The 14,613-nt window shown below is 70.2% G+C and carries 15 protein-coding genes; 6 read left to right on the plus strand and 9 right to left on the minus strand.

Annotated features, from left to right (window positions below):
• Positions 1–68 precede the first annotated feature (68 nt).
• Positions 69–293, plus strand: coding sequence for a hypothetical protein (locus tag ACSFA2_RS03930; protein ID WP_435453988.1), 225 nt, complete (start codon positions 69–71; stop codon positions 291–293).
• 128 nt (positions 294–421) lie between these two features.
• Positions 422–1,195: a filamentous haemagglutinin family protein gene (locus ACSFA2_RS03935; protein ID WP_435453989.1), complete on the plus strand. Its 774-nt coding sequence runs from the start codon at positions 422–424 to the stop codon at positions 1,193–1,195.
• Positions 1,196–1,211: 16 nt separating this feature from the next.
• Here ACSFA2_RS03935 and ACSFA2_RS03940 read toward each other — a convergent pair whose 3' ends face one another.
• Positions 1,212–2,486, minus strand: coding sequence for a c-type cytochrome (locus tag ACSFA2_RS03940; protein ID WP_435454170.1), 1,275 nt, complete (start codon positions 2,484–2,486; stop codon positions 1,212–1,214).
• An 8-nt stretch (positions 2,487–2,494) separates the two neighbouring features.
• Positions 2,495–3,193, minus strand: coding sequence for a c-type cytochrome (locus ACSFA2_RS03945; RefSeq protein WP_435454171.1), 699 nt, complete (start codon positions 3,191–3,193; stop codon positions 2,495–2,497).
• 247 nt (positions 3,194–3,440) lie between these two features.
• On the opposite strand from ACSFA2_RS03945, the gene ACSFA2_RS03950 reads away from it, so the two are divergent.
• Together ACSFA2_RS03950 and ACSFA2_RS03955 are read left to right on the plus strand one after the other, a co-directional pair.
• The gene (locus ACSFA2_RS03950) at positions 3,441–4,904 is read left to right on the plus strand and encodes an aminotransferase-like domain-containing protein (RefSeq protein WP_435453990.1); all 1,464 of its coding nucleotides are present in this window, start codon (positions 3,441–3,443) and stop codon (positions 4,902–4,904) included.
• Positions 4,889–5,545 carry a DUF1345 domain-containing protein gene (locus ACSFA2_RS03955; protein WP_435453991.1) on the plus strand — a complete coding sequence of 219 codons (657 nt, stop codon included), beginning with the start codon at positions 4,889–4,891 and terminating at the stop codon, positions 5,543–5,545. The genes ACSFA2_RS03950 and ACSFA2_RS03955 overlap by 16 nt, the downstream gene beginning before the upstream one ends.
• A gap of 4 nt (positions 5,546–5,549) precedes the next feature.
• Here the strand turns inward: ACSFA2_RS03955 and ACSFA2_RS03960 are convergent, their stop codons facing one another.
• The 3 genes from ACSFA2_RS03960 to ACSFA2_RS03970 are packed head-to-tail and all read right to left on the minus strand — an operon-like array spanning position 5,550 to position 8,556.
• Positions 5,550–6,491, minus strand: a complete 942-nt coding sequence (locus tag ACSFA2_RS03960) for a DMT family transporter (protein WP_435454172.1) — start codon at positions 6,489–6,491, stop codon at positions 5,550–5,552.
• Between the two features lie 5 nt (positions 6,492–6,496).
• Positions 6,497–6,994, minus strand: coding sequence for a methylated-DNA--[protein]-cysteine S-methyltransferase (locus ACSFA2_RS03965; protein WP_435453992.1), 498 nt, complete (start codon positions 6,992–6,994; stop codon positions 6,497–6,499).
• On the minus strand, positions 6,991–8,556 hold the full coding sequence (locus ACSFA2_RS03970; protein WP_435453993.1) for an AlkA N-terminal domain-containing protein: 1,566 nt from the start codon (positions 8,554–8,556) through the stop codon (positions 6,991–6,993). Before ACSFA2_RS03970 ends, ACSFA2_RS03965 begins: the two co-directional genes overlap by 4 nt.
• 112 nt (positions 8,557–8,668) lie before the next feature.
• On the opposite strand from ACSFA2_RS03970, the gene ACSFA2_RS03975 reads away from it, so the two are divergent.
• A complete protein-coding gene (locus ACSFA2_RS03975; RefSeq protein ID WP_435453994.1) occupies positions 8,669–10,051 on the plus strand; it encodes a phosphomannomutase/phosphoglucomutase in 1,383 nt (460 codons plus the stop codon).
• Between the two features lie 11 nt (positions 10,052–10,062).
• On the plus strand, positions 10,063–11,451 hold the full coding sequence (locus ACSFA2_RS03980; RefSeq protein WP_435453995.1) for a 3-deoxy-D-manno-octulosonic acid transferase: 1,389 nt from the start codon (positions 10,063–10,065) through the stop codon (positions 11,449–11,451).
• Between the two features lie 10 nt (positions 11,452–11,461).
• Here ACSFA2_RS03980 and ACSFA2_RS03985 read toward each other — a convergent pair whose 3' ends face one another.
• The 4 genes from ACSFA2_RS03985 to ACSFA2_RS04000 all read right to left on the minus strand — a co-directional run bounded on the left by ACSFA2_RS03985 (position 11,462) and on the right by ACSFA2_RS04000 (position 14,585).
• Positions 11,462–12,784 carry a TolC family outer membrane protein gene (locus tag ACSFA2_RS03985; protein ID WP_435453996.1) on the minus strand — a complete coding sequence of 441 codons (1,323 nt, stop codon included), beginning with the start codon at positions 12,782–12,784 and terminating at the stop codon, positions 11,462–11,464.
• Positions 12,785–12,849: 65 nt separating this feature from the next.
• Positions 12,850–13,188, minus strand: coding sequence for a rhodanese-like domain-containing protein (locus ACSFA2_RS03990; RefSeq protein WP_435453997.1), 339 nt, complete (start codon positions 13,186–13,188; stop codon positions 12,850–12,852).
• Positions 13,188–13,865: a protein-L-isoaspartate O-methyltransferase family protein gene (locus ACSFA2_RS03995; protein WP_435453998.1), complete on the minus strand. Its 678-nt coding sequence runs from the start codon at positions 13,863–13,865 to the stop codon at positions 13,188–13,190. Before ACSFA2_RS03995 ends, ACSFA2_RS03990 begins: the two co-directional genes overlap by 1 nt.
• 42 nt (positions 13,866–13,907) lie before the next feature.
• On the minus strand, positions 13,908–14,585 hold the full coding sequence (locus tag ACSFA2_RS04000) for a TetR/AcrR family transcriptional regulator (RefSeq protein WP_435453999.1): 678 nt from the start codon (positions 14,583–14,585) through the stop codon (positions 13,908–13,910).
• Positions 14,586–14,613 lie beyond the last annotated feature (28 nt).

Raw genomic sequence — 14,613 nt, forward strand, 5'->3', positions numbered from 1 at the left:
GGGCCGTCGTTCCGTGCCGAACATCAACTTCACGCACTGGACAGGAAGCCGGACCGCGAATGGCAAGCATGGCGCTCCTTGCTCGACGTTGTGTGTTGATGGGGTGCATCGTCTTGAACGCGCCGCTGGTGCTTGCCGGCGACCTTCCATCGGGCGGTGCCTCAGATGTACAACCCTTCGACCTGCCAGGGCAACCCCTGAAGACCGCGCTGACGCTCTACGACACGCAGACGCATCTCTCGGTCTTCTTTCCATCGGCGTTGATCGAGGGACGCTCCGCCTCGGCCGTGTAGGGGCAGTTCGCGCCCATCGATGCGCTGCATCGCCTGCTCCGCGGCAGCGGACTGGTCTACCTCACCGATCTGACCGAAACGAGAACCGGTGGTCAGGAGAAGGTGGTGCGCCGCGGCCTGGTTCGTACATGCAGGACATGACCGGCGAGACGCTGGCTCCGCTGGATGCCTGGGCGAGATTCCAGGCGCTGCCGGCCCTGGCGCAGCAGCAGTTCCTGCGCCAGATCTACTTGCTGGAGCTGCGCGACGCGGGTCGCGATCAGAACGAGCCGGGTGTGGGCGGCTTGCCGCGCAACGCGGGCTTCAATCGCGGCTACACAGCCATTTCCACGCTGTTCCCCGGCGCTTCCTGGAAAGGGGACGTGGCGGCCAACAAGCTGATGTTGCGCACCATGGCCGGTGGCGACATCAGCGTGTTCACGCCGGGTGGCAGTTTGCAGATCGATGCGCTTGGCGCGACCGTGCCCGATGGCTACGGTCTGGTGACGCTGGCTTCTGGCCACATCGGCGTCGCGGCCAAGAACGACGTGACCGTGAACCGCTCGCGCATCCTGTCTTTCGTGCCGGAGGCCTCGGCGCGCGGGAGCGATCAGATCATCTGGTCGAGCGACGGTGACATCGACGCGGGCAAGGGATCGAAGACGGTGCGTGTGCCTTCTGCCGCCGAGGTGCTCACCGATCTCGACGGCCACACCACGGTTCGCGAGAAGGCCGACATGAGCGGCAGCGGCATCGGCACCGAGACCGTGCCGGTCGACGGTGCTCGCAGCGGGCGGGGCGCCAGCAGTGCGCCGGAACCCTATGACCCTCAAGGCGCGATGCAGGTGCTGGGGCAGATGAAACTGGGCAAGGATCAACTGGACCAGCTCACGCCGACGGAGCGGCGCAATCTGGCGCGGTGACGCGGTCGCGCACGCCTCAACGCCGCATCGTGTCCCGCACCGTCACCGCGGGCGCATCGTTGCCCCACGCGCTGCGCACGTAGGTCAGCACATCGGCGATCTCGTTGTCGTCGAGCACATGGCCGAAGGGCGGCATGCCGAAGGGACGCGGGTTGCCGGCGGTCGCGGGCAGGAAGCCGCCGTGGCGCACCATCTGGATGAGGTTGACCGGCGTCTCCAGGTTCACCGCGCGGTTGCCGGCGAGCGGTGGGTAGGCACCGGCCACGCCCTGGCCCGCGTCGCCGTGGCAGTAAGCACAGCGCTGGTCGTAGAGGCGGGCACCGCGTTCCAGGGTGCCGGCATCGCGGCGTTGCGGCGGGGTCTCGGTCGAGGGCGGTGTGCCGTCGGGCAGTTTCTTCAGATACGCGGCCATCGCCGTGAGGTCGGTGTCGCTCAGGTGCTGCGTACTGCGGAACACCACGTCGGCCATCGGCCCCGACACCGACGCGCCGGGTGCCGTGCCGTTCTTCAGCAGTGCCACGATGTGGCGGGTTTCCCAGTCGGCCACCGAGGCTTCGCGCTTCGAGGTGAGCGACGGCGCGTACCAGTTCTCACTGGCGATCAGGCCGCCCGAGAGCCCTCGCTTGTCCTGCGTTGCGCCGAGCACGTTGCGGGCGCCGTGGCAGGCGATGCAGTGGCCGAGTCCGTCGACCAGGTAGGCGCCCCGGTTCCATTCGCTCGATTGGGCGTCGTTGGCGACGAAGGTGGCGGGGGTGAACGAGAGGGTGCGCCACACGGCCAGCGCGGCCTGCGTGTCGTAGGGGAAGCGCAGGCGATGCGGTGCATTGGGCGTCGCGGAGGCCGGCACGCTGCGCAGGTAGGCGTAGAGCGCGTCGGAATCCTCGCGCGTGATGCGCGTGAAGCTCGGGTAGGGGAAGGCCGGGTAGAGCAGGCGGCCGTCCTTCGAACGCCCGTTGTGCATCGCACGCCAGAAGTGCGCCGCGCTCCAGCTGCCGATACCGTGCACGCCATCCGGCGTGAGGTTGCTCGCGTAGACGGTGCCAAAGGGCGTGCCGATGCCGAGACCACCGGCATAGGGCGCACCGCCGCGCACGGTGTGGCAGCCGGCGCAGTTGCCGGCGAGCGCGAGGTAGCGGCCGCGTTCGATCTGCATCGGCGTGGCGGTGAAGGGCGCGTCCGCATCCGGCGGCAGTGGGGCTTCGTCGCGCAGGTTGAGGGCGACCACCGCGGCCGCGCCGATCAGCAGCACGGCGAGCAGGCCGACGAGGACGAAGACGATGCGTCGCAGCATGGGCATGCTCACTTCGCGGCCGCCGCCGGCATCGCGCTGCAGGGCATCGGCAGCGGGCCGGGCAGCGCGGCGACGGGCTTGGCGCGATCGGGCACGGGCTGCACGGCCAGCCAGCTCGCGACGGCATTGACGTCGTCGGTCGTCAGCCGGCGGCCCACGGTCGCCATGCAATCGGGCGCCATCGCGTGGCGGTCGTCGGTCAGCCACGCGCCGAGCTGGGACGACAGGTACAGGCGTGGCAGCCCGACCAGCGGCGGGATGCCCGGCAGCACACCGGTGAGCGCCGCGCCGTGGCATTGCGTGCAGGCCGGGATGCCGCGTGTGGCGTCGCCCTGCAGCGCCAGCGCCTTGCCGCGCGCCAGCATTGCGGCGGAGGCATCGCTGGTCGCCGGCACCGGCGGGTAGGGCAGGTCGAGCGCCGCGAGGTACATGGCCATCTCGCGCAGGTAGTCGTCCGACAGATGCTGTACCAGATGGACCATGTCGGCGTTGAAGCGCCGGCCGTCGCGGAAGCTGAGCAACTGGTTGTAGAGGTAACCGGCCGGCTTGCCCGCCAGCCGCGGGAAGAAGGCGGCGTTGCCGCTCGCACCCTCGCGGCCATGGCAGGCGATGCAGGCGGCCACGCGTGGCGCGATGCCGCCCGATGCCTCTGCCGGTGCCAGCTCGGCTGCGCCCGCGAGCGACGACAGCGCGCAGAACGCCAGCATCCACACCGCGCGCAACAGGCGGCGGCCAATGAGGACGTGGGGCAGGAGGCAGTGCAGAGGGCTCAAGGCGGGCAAGCTCGGTGGGGAGATGTGCCGCCGTTCGTGTGCGGCGATCGGGAAGCCATTGTCCGCTTCGCGGCGCGCCCGGGTACAGCATCAGTTGCGCCGCGTTCCACCCGAGCAGTTGGGTCGCGCGGAGACAATGCGGCGGGCGGACCTGCACGGGCCCGCGGAAAGATCGAAACCGATGAAGCGCTACGAGGCCCTGGCGGCCGATGTCGAGGAGTCCATCCGCACCGGCGTGCTGCGCCCCGGCGACCGCGTGCCGTCGGTGCGCCACACCAGCGCCAGCCGCGGCGTCAGTGCGTCGACGGTCTTCCAGGCTTACTACCTGCTCGAAGCCCGTGGCCTGATCCGTGCACGCGAGCGATCGGGCTACTACGTGGCCGGGCTCGGCGAGGACGCCACCCGCCTGCCGCCCGAGCCCGACCTGAGTTCGCAGCCCGCCGATGCGTCGATCGCCGTCGACGTGAGCGACCGTGTGTTCGAGATCCTCGATGCCAGCAAGACGCGCGAGGTGGTGCCGCTCGGCTCAGCCTTTCCCAGCCCGTTGCTGTTTCCGCTGGCGCGGCTCGGCCAGTCGCTGGCGACGAGCGCGAAATCGCTCGACCCCTGGAGCACGGTGGCCGACCTGACGCCCGGCAATGTGGACCTGCGCCGCCAGATCGCGCAGCGCTATCGGGCCGATGGCCTGCAGGTGCACACCGACGACATCGTCATCACCGACGGCGCGCTGGAGGCGCTCAACCTCTGCCTGGGCGCGGTGACGCGGCCGGGCGATTCGGTCATCGTCGAATCACCGACGTTCTATGGAGCGCTGCAAGCCCTGGAGCGCCTGGGCCTGCAGGCCATCGAGGTGCCCACGCATCCGCGCGAGGGCGTCGACCTGGCGGCGCTGGCGCATGCGATCGAGCGGCATGCACCGGCCGCGTGCTGGCTCATGACCACGTTCCAGAACCCGCTCGGCAGCCTGATGCCGGCACCGAAGAAGAAGGCGCTGGTCGCCCTGCTGGCACGACACGGCATTCCGCTCATCGAAGACGACGTCTACGCCGAGCTGTACTTCGGCGACAAGCGGCCGTTGCCGGCCAAGGCCTTCGACACGCAGGGGCTCGTGATGCACTGTTCGTCGTTCTCGAAGTGCCTGGCGCCGGGCTACCGCATCGGCTGGGCGGTGCCGGGCCGCTATGCCAAGGCCGTGGCGCGATCGAAACTGACCAGCACGCTCGGCGCCTCCGCCCCGGTGCAGGCGGCCCTGGCGCACTACCTTGAGCGGGGCGGCTTCGACAAGCACCTGCGCCGGCTGCGGCTCACGCTGGCGGACCAGCAGGCGCAGATGGTGCAGGCGGTGGCGCGGCATTTCCCGGCGGGCACGCGCGCCACGCGGCCGGTGGGCGGTTATTTCCTCTGGGTCGAACTGCCTGAGTACGTCGATGCGCTGGCCCTGCACCGCGCGGCGCTCGCGCAGGGCATCAGCGTGGCGCCGGGCCCGATCTTCTCGGCGAACCAGGCCTTCGCAAATTGCCTGCGCCTGAATTATGGCCACGCCTGGGACGCACGCACCGAAGCGGCCGTCGCCACGCTCGGACGCCTGGCCGGCGGCGCGGACGGAGGCACCGGCACTACAGTCACTCCATGCACAAATACCTGACGGAAGCCGCCGGCCTTCAGCGACTCGGCTATGGCGCCATCGCCGGCGTGGCCTTCTGGCTCGTGCCGTGGCCGCTGAGCGGCATCGCACGCGGCCTTGCCGCGTGGAGCTTCGGCACCGCCGTGTACCTGGCGCTGGCATGGTGGTTGGCGCAGGCCTTCGACGCCCAGCGCACCCGGGCGCGTTCGCAGTCGCTCGACCAGCCGAACGTGCTGATCCTCGTCGTGATGCTCACGGCGGTCGGCGTCTGCGTCGCGGCGATCACGATGCTGCTCCAGCAGGTCAAGGACCTGGCGGGCGCCGAGCGCGCCGGCCACATCGCGCTCGGGGTGCTGGCGCTCGCGACCTCGTGGCTGCTGATCCACACCATCTACGCCTTCCACTACGCGCACCGCTACTACCAGACCGAGATGCAGAAGACCGTGGCCGGGCCGGGCCTCGACTTCCCCGGTGAGCTGGACCCGGACTACTTCGACTTTCTCTACTTCTCCTTCGTGATCGGCATGACCTCGCAGGTGTCCGACGTGCAGGTCACCTCGCGTGACATGCGGCGCATCACGCTCGTGCACGGCGTGCTCGCCTTCGCCTTCAACATGCTCGTGCTCGCGCTGTCGATCAACGTGGTGGCCGGCGCGATCTGACGCTTCAGGGCTTGGGCGCGCTGGCCGTGCCAAGCTTCACGAGGCCGGTCGACAGGGCCACGCCGCAGACGATGACGGCCGCGCAGCCCAGCATCCAGCCGGTCACGCGTTCGCCGAGGAACACGGCACCGTAGAACACGGCGAAGACGGGTACCAGGAAGGTCACGGTCAGCGCCCGCGCCGGGCCGGCGCGCTCGATCAGCCGGAAGAACAGGATGTACGCCAGGCCGGTGCAGGCCACGCCGAGGGCGAGCAGCGCCAGCCACGCGCGCAGGCTCGGCATCTGCGCCGGCCAGAACCACAGCGCGGGCAGCGCGAGGAACAGCGTTGCCCCCAGCTGGCTGCCGGCGGCGGTGGCCAGCGGCGGCACGCCACCGAGATGGCGTCGCGTCGCGCTCGCGGACACGCCGTAGCACAGGCACGCCGCCAGACAGGCCAGCACCGCCCACAGGGCCGCGTGGTCGCCGGGCGCGTCGGCGTGCAGGCCGGCGCTGCGGCTCGCCAGCATCGCGACGCCGGCGAAGCCGATCACCAGGCCCAGCATGCGCGAGCCGCTGGGCCGCTCGCGAAACCAGGCCCACGCGATCAGCGCGCCGAACATCGGCACGGTCGCGTTGATCACCGCCGCCAGCCCGGTGTTGATGGTGAGCAGCGCGAAGCAGAAGAAGGCGAAGGGCAGACCCGAGTTCAGCACGCCGATGAGCAGCGTCGGCTTCCAGTGCCGGGCCAGCGCCGCGCCGTGCCCGCGCAGCAGCATCAGCGGCACCAGGAAGACCGCGGCGATGCCCACCCGCAGGGCGGCCGCGGGCAGCGCGCCGAACTCCGGCGCGGCGATCCGCATGAAGAGGAAGGACGCGCCCCACAGCGCGCCGAGCAGGACGAGGTCCAGCAGCCAGGGCTTCGGCTGGGCCGCGGCGGCGCTTGCAGCGCCCGGCGGATGGTTCACGCTGCTCACAAGGCGCCTTCCAGCGTGAGCAGCGCGGTCTTGCGGTCGAGCCCGCCCGCATAGCCAGTGAGCGACCCGTCGGCACCGAGCACGCGGTGGCAGGGCACGATCACGCTGATCGGGTTGCGCCCGACCGCGGCGCCCACGGCGCGCACCGCCGCGGGCTTGCCCACGCGCTGGCTCAGCGCGCCGTAGCTGGTGGTCGCGCCGGCGGGAATCGCCAGCAGCGCCTGCCACACGGCCTGCTGGAAGGCGGTGCCGTGCGACAGGTCGAGCGGCAGCTCGAAGTGGTCGCGCATGCCGGCGAAGTAGTCGCGCAGTTGCGCCGCGGCGGCGAGCAGCACGGGGTGCGTGTCGTCGGCCTCCCAGCCGCGCATGTCGGGCAGGTGGCGTTGCAGGTCGAACCACAGGCCGGCGAGGCCGTCGTCGGTCGCGGCGAGCGTGACGCCGCCGAGGGGGCTGTCGACGTGCAGCGTACGGAGCACGGAGGTCTTGAATTTCATGGGGTGTTCCTTGTCTCCGGAATCTCGGTGTCTGTGGTCGGTGCTGCCACGGGTGGCTTGTACTGCGTCTGCCACGCCCGCAGCACGGCATAGCTGCGCCAGGGGCGCCACGCTTGCGAGGCTTCGGCGGCGGCGCGGGCCGAACCCACGCCGAGCGCCTTCTGTAGCGCGATGTCGCCCGAGGGGAAGGCGTCGGGCCAACGCATGGCGCGCATCGCGATGTACTGTGCGGTCCAATCGCCGATGCCGGGCAAGGCCTGCAGCGCGGCCAATGTCGACGGCACGTCGGCGCCGGCGTGCAGTGCGAGCCGGCCCGACGCGACCTCGTTCGCCAGCGCTTGCAAGGCGGCCTGACGCTGCCGCACGATGCCGAGCTGGCCGAGGGCGTCGCCGCTCGCTGCGGCGATGGCGGCCGGCGTCGGGAACAGGCGATCGAGGCCCGCGATGGGCGTGTCGATCGCCTCGCCGAAGGCCGCCACCAGGCGCGTGCCCATGGTGCGCGCCGCGGCCACGGTGATCTGCTGCCCCAGCACCGCGCGCACCGCCAACTCGAAGCCGTCGACCGTGCCTGGCACGCGCAGGCCGTCGCCGTGGGGGAAGGTGTCGTGCAGAAGCGCGTTGATCGCCATCGGCTCGGCGTCGAGGTCGAGCATCGCGCGCACCCGGCTGATGACGACGGGCAGCACGGGTGCGAGCGAATCGCTCACCGACAGGTGCAGCCGCTCGCGTTCCCGGTCGAACTGCATCTGCAGCCAGCCGGCCTGCGTGCGGCCCGTGTGCTGCACGCGGAGCGTGCGGGCGAAGCGCTGCCCGCCGGCATCGAAAACCTCGACGCCCTGCAGCGCGCGGCGTGAAAAGAAGGCCAGTACCGCGTCCACGTCGTAGGGCGGCCGGAAGCCCAGCCGCACCGCGATCGCGCGCTTGCCGCGTTCTTCGTCCGCACCGCCCGCGCGTCGCAGCGCGCTGGGGTTGAGGCCGTAGTGCGCCACGAAGGCCGCGTTGAAGCGGCGCACGCTCGCGAAGCCGCTGGCCAGCGCGACCTGCGCCATCGGCAGCGTGGTGTCGGCGATGAGCTGCTTGGCCGCGAGCAGCCGCCGCGTCTGCAGGTACTGCAGCGGCGAGACGCCGAACTGGGCCTCGAAGATGCGGCGCAGGTGACGGTCGCTCACGCCCAGGCGCACGGCGATCTGCGCGGCGCCGGGGCCCTCATCGCTCCACGCGTCGGGCTCGTCGATGAGGCGGGCCGCCTGCAACGCGAGGATGCGCGACGCGTCCTCGGTCGACCAGCTCACTGCGCGCGGTGCCAGCTCGGGCCGGCAGCGCAGGCAGGGCCGAAAGCCTTCTGCCTCGGCTTGCGCGGCATGGCGGAAGAAGCGGCAGTTCTCGCGCCGCGGCAGCTTCACGCGGCAGACCGGGCGGCAGTAGATGCCGGTGGAGGTCACGGCGGTGAAGAAGCTGCCGTCGAAGCGGGCATCGTGCGTCTTCATCGCGAGGTAGCAGGCATCGCTCTCCAGCCCGGTGCCCGCGGGGCTGCTGTCGAGGGAGAGGGGGGGCGAGGTCATGCGATCGATCATACGTTTCGGGCCGCGCGACATTAGCCATTTCCGGACATCTGGCCGTTGGAGGCCATGCCTACAATGCAGAACCGTTTTTGAGAACTTTCAGGGCACAGCCATGCAACTCAGCGCATCGATTTTCAAGGCCTACGACATCCGGGGCATCGTGCCCAGCACGCTCGACCCGGCCGTGGCCGAAGCGCTCGGCAAGGCCTTCGGCAGCGCGGCGCGCGCTGCCGGCGAAAAGTCCGTGGCCGTGGGCCGCGACGGACGCCTGTCGGGCCCGTCGCTGGTCGAGGCGCTGATCCGCGGCCTGGTGGCCACCGGCGTGGAGGTGATCGATGTCGGTGCCGTCACCACGCCGATGCTGTACTTCGCGGCGCACACGCTCGCCACTAGCGGCATCCAGGTCACCGGCAGCCACAACCCGAAGGACTACAACGGCTTCAAGATGGTGCTGGCCGGCCGTGCGATCTACGGCGACGAGATCCAGGGTCTGCGCCGCGTGATGGAAGCCGACAGTGCCGCGCTGGCGCCCGGCGGCAGCGTGCGCCAGGTCGACGTGACCGAGGCCTACACGCAGCGCATCGTCGGCGACATCCAACTCGCGCGCCCGATGAAGATCGTGGTCGACTCGGGCAACGGCATCGCCGGCGCCACCGCCCCGGCCATCCTGCGTGCCATCGGCTGCGAGGTGACCGAGCTCTTCAGCGAGGTCGACGGCAACTTCCCCAACCACCATCCCGACCCGAGCAAGCCCGAGAACCTCAAGGACCTGATCGCTGCGCTGGCGGCTGGCGACGCCGAACTCGGCCTGGCCTTCGACGGCGACGGCGACCGCCTGGGCATCGTGACCAAGGAAGGCAACAACATCTACCCGGACCGCCAGATGATGCTGTTCGCGCAGGACGTGCTGTCGCGCGTGCCGGGCGGCACCATCGTCTACGACGTGAAGTGCTCGCAGCGCCTCGGCCCGGCCATCGAAGCCGCCGGCGGCGTGCCGCTGATCTACAAGACCGGCCATTCGCTCATCAAGGCGAAGATGAAGGAAATCGACTCGCCGCTGGGTGGCGAGATGAGCGGCCACATCTTCTTCAAGGAACGCTGGTTCGGCTTCGACGACGGTACCTATGCCGGTTGCCGCCTGCTCGAAATCCTCAGCAAGAGCCCCAACGCCAGCGCCGTGCTCGACGGCCTGCCCACCAGCTTCTCGACCCCCGAGCTCAACGTGAAGTGCGCCGAAGGCGAGCCGCACGTGCTGGTCGACCAGCTCATCAAGACGGTGAAGTTCGACGCGCCCGCGCAGATATCCACCATCGACGGCGTGCGCGTCGACTGGCCCGACGGCTTTGGCCTGATCCGCGCGTCGAACACCACGCCGGTGCTCGTGATGCGCTTCGAAGGCCAGACCGAGGCCGCGCTGCATCGCATTCAGGATGCGATGCTGGCCCTGCTCAAGACCGTCAAGCCCGACGCGCAGCTCGCCGAAGCGTCGCACTGACCCGGCCACGCGTGCGTTCGCTGTCGCTGCGCCTCTACGGCGCATTCACGTCCCTCGTCCAGCCGCTGGTGCGGCGCAAGCTCAAGCGGCGCGCCGAGGCCGAGCCCGGCTATGCGGTTGCCGTCGAAGAGCGCTTCGGCCGCTACGACGAGGCGGCGGTCGGTGTCGGCTGGTGCTGGGTGCACGCCGTGTCGCTGGGCGAATCGCGCGCGGCCGGCATCCTGATCGCCGAGCTGCGGCGCCAGCACCCGGGCATTCCCATCCTCCTGACCCATGGCACGGCCACCGGCCGGGAAGAGGGCGCCAAGCTGCTCGAGCCGGGCGACCTGCAGGTCTGGCAGCCCTGGGACACGCCGTCGGCCGTGGCGCGCTTTCTCGACCGCTTCGCGCCGCGCATCGGCGTGCTGATGGAAACCGAGGTCTGGCCCGAGATGGTCGCCGCCTGCGGCGAGCGCCGCATCCCGCTGGTGCTGGCCAACGCGCGGCTCAACGAGAAGTCGCTGGCCTCGGCCGAGCGGCTCGGCTGGCTGGCGCGGCCCGCGTATTCGGGGCTGACGGCCGTCTGGGCGCAGACCGAGGCCGATTCGCACCGGCTGGTGTCGCTCGGTGCCAAGGTGGCCGGCGTCTACGGCAACCTCAAGTTCGACGCGACGCCCGATGCGCGCCAGCTTTCGGCCGCCGCCAAGTTCAAGGGCCAGCTGCCGCGCCCGCTGGTCGTGCTGGCGAGCTCGCGTGAGGGCGAGGAGCAGATGCTGCTCGACGTGCTCAAGCGTTTCGGCGCCACCAGCCCCTTGCCGCCGGAGCAGCCGGGCATCGACTCGATCGCGCGCCAGGTCGCTGCCGTGCAGTGGATGGTCGTGCCGCGCCACCCGCAGCGCTTCGACGAAGTGGCTGCGCTGATCGAATCCAACGGCTTCGGCGTGGCCCGCCGCAGTGCCGCCGGCGCGCCGACCGCGGCCGAGATCTGGCTGGGCGATTCGCTCGGCGAGATGGCGCTGTACTACGGGCTCGCCGACGCGGCCTTGCTCGGTGGCAGCTTCGAGGCGTTGGGTGGACAGAACCTGATCGAGGCTGCGGCTTGCGGTTGCCCCGTCGTTCTCGGCCCCTCGACCTTCAACTTCGCCGAGGCCGCGGACCTCGCGGTCGCGGCCGGTGCCGCGTTGCGCGTGCAGACCATGGAGCAAGCGGTGCGCGCCGCGCTGTCGCTGGTCGGCGATGCGGTACGGCGCGAGGCGATGGTGCAGTCGGCGCGCGGCTTCGCGGCGTCGAACCGCGGCGCCGCCGAACGCACGGCGGCTGCGGTGCTGGCCATCGCGGAAGGGGCTTCGCCGATGCCCGTGCGTGCAGCGGCATCGCCTGCCGTCCCGCCTGAGGAGCGGGCCGAGCCCACCCTCGACTGATCAGCTGGTATCAGCGCATTGGCGCAGGCGTGGTGCTCAGCGTGGCATTGACCGGCTGCAGGTCGGTCGGCACCAGCGTCCCGTTGGCCTGGCGCAGCTTCAGGTTGCCCAGCAGCACGTTGTAGCGCGCCAGCGCCAGGTCGCGCTTGGTCTGGAACAGCTGGCTCTGCGCGTTGAGCACGTCGATGTTGATGCGCACGCCCACCTGGTAGCCGAGCTGGTTGGCCTCGAGCGCGCTCTGGCTCGACGCCTCGGCGGCTTCCAGCGCCTTCACCTGGCCCGCACCGGAGATCAGGCCGAGGTACGCGGCGCGCGTGGCCTGGGTCACGCTGCGGCGCGTCGATTCGAGCGTGGCGCGCGACTGCTCTTCGAGCGAGAGCGTTTCGCGGATGCGGTTCTCGGTGGCGAAGCCGGCGAAGAGCGGCATGTTGAGCACGACGCCGATGCTCGGGCCGCGGGCGTAGGTGCCGACGGTCGTCGTGGCGTTGCCCTGCGGATAGCGCGTGAGGTTGTAGCCCACCTGCGCATCGATCGTCGGCTTGTGACCGGCTTCGGCCTTCTGCACTTCGAGCCCGGCCACGTCGAGGCCGAGTTGAGCCTGGCGGATCGCCGGGTGCACGGCTTCGGCCTGCGCCACCCACGCGTTCATGTCGGTCGGCGACGGTGCGGGCAGCGTGGCGGCGGTGGCCAGCGGCAGCGGCGCGCTGCCGGTGCGACCCACCAGCTGATCGAGCGCGAGGCGCTTGACCTGCAGGTCGTTCTCGGCGGCGATCTCCTGCGCCACGACCAGGTCGTAGCGCGCCTGTGCCTCGCGCGAATCGGTGATGGTCGAGGTGCCGACCTCGAAGTTGCGCTTGGCGAAGGCGAGCTGTTCGTCCACGGCGGCCTTCTGTGCGCGCACCAGCCGGAGCGTGTCCTGCGCCGCGAGCACGTCGAAGTAGCCCTGGCTCACGCGCACGATCAGGTCCTGCTCGGCGGTGGTGAGCACTGTGTCGGCGATCTCGGCCTGGCGCTTGCCCTGCTCGTAGGCGGCCCAGGCGGCCGGCCGGTACAGCGGCTGCGTGGCGTTCACGCCAACGGTCTGCGTCGTGTAGTCGCGCGGTGCCGACCCTTGCGGCGCACCCGAGATCACATCGATGTCGAGGTTGGTGCGCGACACGTTCCCCTGCAGCCCCACCTGCGGCAGGACGCCCGCCTTGGCCTGCGCCGCCCGTGCCAGGCTCGCGTCGTACTGCGCGCGCGCGCCCTGGTAGGTGGCGTCGTAGTCGCGTGCCGATTCGTAGAGCGTGAGCAGGCTCTGGGCACCGGCGGGAGCGGCGAACGCTGCGGCCATCGCGGCTGCCACCGCGGCTGAAAAAGGGAGAAGCCGGGGCAGGCGCATGCGGTCCTTGGGAACGATCAGTAGCGCGGCACGCCGGCGTCGCGGCTGGCCGACCAGGCGTCGATGCCGCCGGCCACGTTCGCCACGTCGCCGAAGCCGTTCTGGCTCAGGAAGGCCGCCACGCGCTGGCTGCGCGCGCCGTGGTGGCACAGGCAGGCAACGCGCGCGGCCGGGTCGAGCTCGGCCAGGCGGGCCGGAATCTCGTTCATCGGGATCGCGACCAGCGTGAAGCCCTGCGGCGCGACGCTGGCGGTCTGCAGCTCCCAGGGCTCGCGCACGTCGAGCAGCACGGGCGTGGCGGTGCTGTCCTGGGCGAACCAGGCATCCAGATCGGTGGGGCGGACCTGGTCGACCATCAGAAGCGGAACGGCGAGGGTTCGGGGAAGTTCAAGAGGCGCGGTGCGATGGTGTCCCAGGGCTGCGTCGTCTCCCACTTGCCTTCGCTCACGCGGGTCACGAAGTGGGCGCGCATCATCGGCTCGCCACCGACGATGGCGACCAGCCGGCCGCCGATGTTCAGCGAGCCCATCAGGTTTTGCGGCACGCGGGCCACCGAGCCGCTGAGCACGATCACGTCGAAGGTCGGGCCGCTCGGCAGCGGCTGGGCGCCGTCGGCGTGGCGCACTTCGACGTTCTGCACGCCGTTGCGGCGCAGCGTCTCGGTGGCGCGTGCGGCCAGCGTGGCGTCGATCTCCAGCGTCAGCACCTTGGCCGCGCGATGGGCGAGCAGGGCGGCCATGAAGCCCGAACCGGTGCCGATCTCCAGCACCGACTCGTGCTTTTGCACATGCAGGTCGTTCAACATGCGCGCCTCGATCTTCGGCGCCAGCATCGTCTGGCCCGGCTCGGTGGCGTCGGCCAGCGGCAGTTCCATGTCGAAGAAGGCCAGGGCACGGTGCGCGGCCGGGACGTAGTCTTCGCGGCGGATTTCGGCCAGCAACGCGAGCACCTGCGGGTCGTGCACGTCCCAGGGGCGGATCTGCTGCTCGATCATGTTGAAGCGCAGGCGCTCCTGCGAAGCGGGGGTGTTCATGGGATTTCTCTTTTCCTGGTGGGCTCGGGCAAACCCACGATTTTAGGTGGCGTGCGGCAACGCCGGCGGTTGGAGGGACAGGCCGCGGATGACGATTTCGGTCTGCGTCGCGATGTATTTGAGCGGATCGAGCGCCAGGCCTTCTTCGACCCAACTGGCGTTGTGCCGTACGAGGAACAGAAAGATCATCGGCGCGAGCACCGCGTGAATGGCGTAGTCGACGTCCACCGGCAGGAACTCGCCGCTGTCGATGCCGCGCCGCAGGATGCGCCGCATCAGCGCATGCCCGGGGTGCACTACTTCGCGCTGGTAGAAGGCGGCCAACTCGGGAAAGTTGTTGCCTTCGCTGAGCATCAGCTTGGTCAGGCCGGACACCGGGGTTGCGCCGACGCGTTCCCACCACACCTTGGTGCAGTGGCGCAGCATGTCGGCGGTACTGCCCTCGAAGGTTTCGAACTCTTCGTTCCATTCGGGGAAGCGGCCGGCCAGGTTCTCGGTGATCACGGCCCGCAGCAGGTCTTCCTTGCTCTGGAAGTAGAGGAAGAGGGTGCCCTTGGACACGCCGGCCCGGGCAGCCACCTCCTCGGAGCGCGTCGCGGCGAAGCCCTTTTCGACAAACAGCTCGAGCGCGGCCTGGATCAGTTCGCCGGGGCGTGCCTCCTTCCGGCGTTCGCGCTTGACGCGGACCGGGCAGAGCTTGTCGTTGAAGAGGCGGGGCATCGGCGTTAATGACTGGCGGGTTAGTAAT

The organism is Variovorax cryoconiti (assembly GCF_051216395.1).
Classification (GTDB): domain Bacteria; phylum Pseudomonadota; class Gammaproteobacteria; order Burkholderiales; family Burkholderiaceae_C; genus Variovorax.

Bases quoted from the DNA above. Each gene is read 5' to 3' on its own strand.
- ACSFA2_RS03930 (WP_435453988.1), top strand. From the start codon at position 69: ATGGCGCTCCTTGCTCGACGTTGTGTGTTGATGGGGTGCATCGTCTTG.
- ACSFA2_RS03935 (WP_435453989.1), top strand. From the start codon at position 422: ATGCAGGACATGACCGGCGAGACGCTGGCTCCGCTGGATGCCTGGGCG.
- ACSFA2_RS03940 (WP_435454170.1), bottom strand. From the start codon at position 2,486: ATGCTGCGACGCATCGTCTTCGTCCTCGTCGGCCTGCTCGCCGTGCTG.
- ACSFA2_RS03945 (WP_435454171.1), bottom strand. From the start codon at position 3,193: ATGCTGGCGTTCTGCGCGCTGTCGTCGCTCGCGGGCGCAGCCGAGCTG.
- ACSFA2_RS03950 (WP_435453990.1), top strand. From the start codon at position 3,441: ATGAAGCGCTACGAGGCCCTGGCGGCCGATGTCGAGGAGTCCATCCGC.
- ACSFA2_RS03955 (WP_435453991.1), top strand. From the start codon at position 4,889: ATGCACAAATACCTGACGGAAGCCGCCGGCCTTCAGCGACTCGGCTAT.
- ACSFA2_RS03965 (WP_435453992.1), bottom strand. From the start codon at position 6,994: ATGAAATTCAAGACCTCCGTGCTCCGTACGCTGCACGTCGACAGCCCC.
- ACSFA2_RS03970 (WP_435453993.1), bottom strand. From the start codon at position 8,556: ATGACCTCGCCCCCCCTCTCCCTCGACAGCAGCCCCGCGGGCACCGGG.
- ACSFA2_RS03975 (WP_435453994.1), top strand. From the start codon at position 8,669: ATGCAACTCAGCGCATCGATTTTCAAGGCCTACGACATCCGGGGCATC.
- ACSFA2_RS03985 (WP_435453996.1), bottom strand. From the start codon at position 12,784: ATGGCCGCAGCGTTCGCCGCTCCCGCCGGTGCCCAGAGCCTGCTCACG.
- ACSFA2_RS03990 (WP_435453997.1), bottom strand. From the start codon at position 13,188: ATGGTCGACCAGGTCCGCCCCACCGATCTGGATGCCTGGTTCGCCCAG.
- ACSFA2_RS03995 (WP_435453998.1), bottom strand. From the start codon at position 13,865: ATGAACACCCCCGCTTCGCAGGAGCGCCTGCGCTTCAACATGATCGAG.
- ACSFA2_RS04000 (WP_435453999.1), bottom strand. From the start codon at position 14,585: ATGCCCCGCCTCTTCAACGACAAGCTCTGCCCGGTCCGCGTCAAGCGC.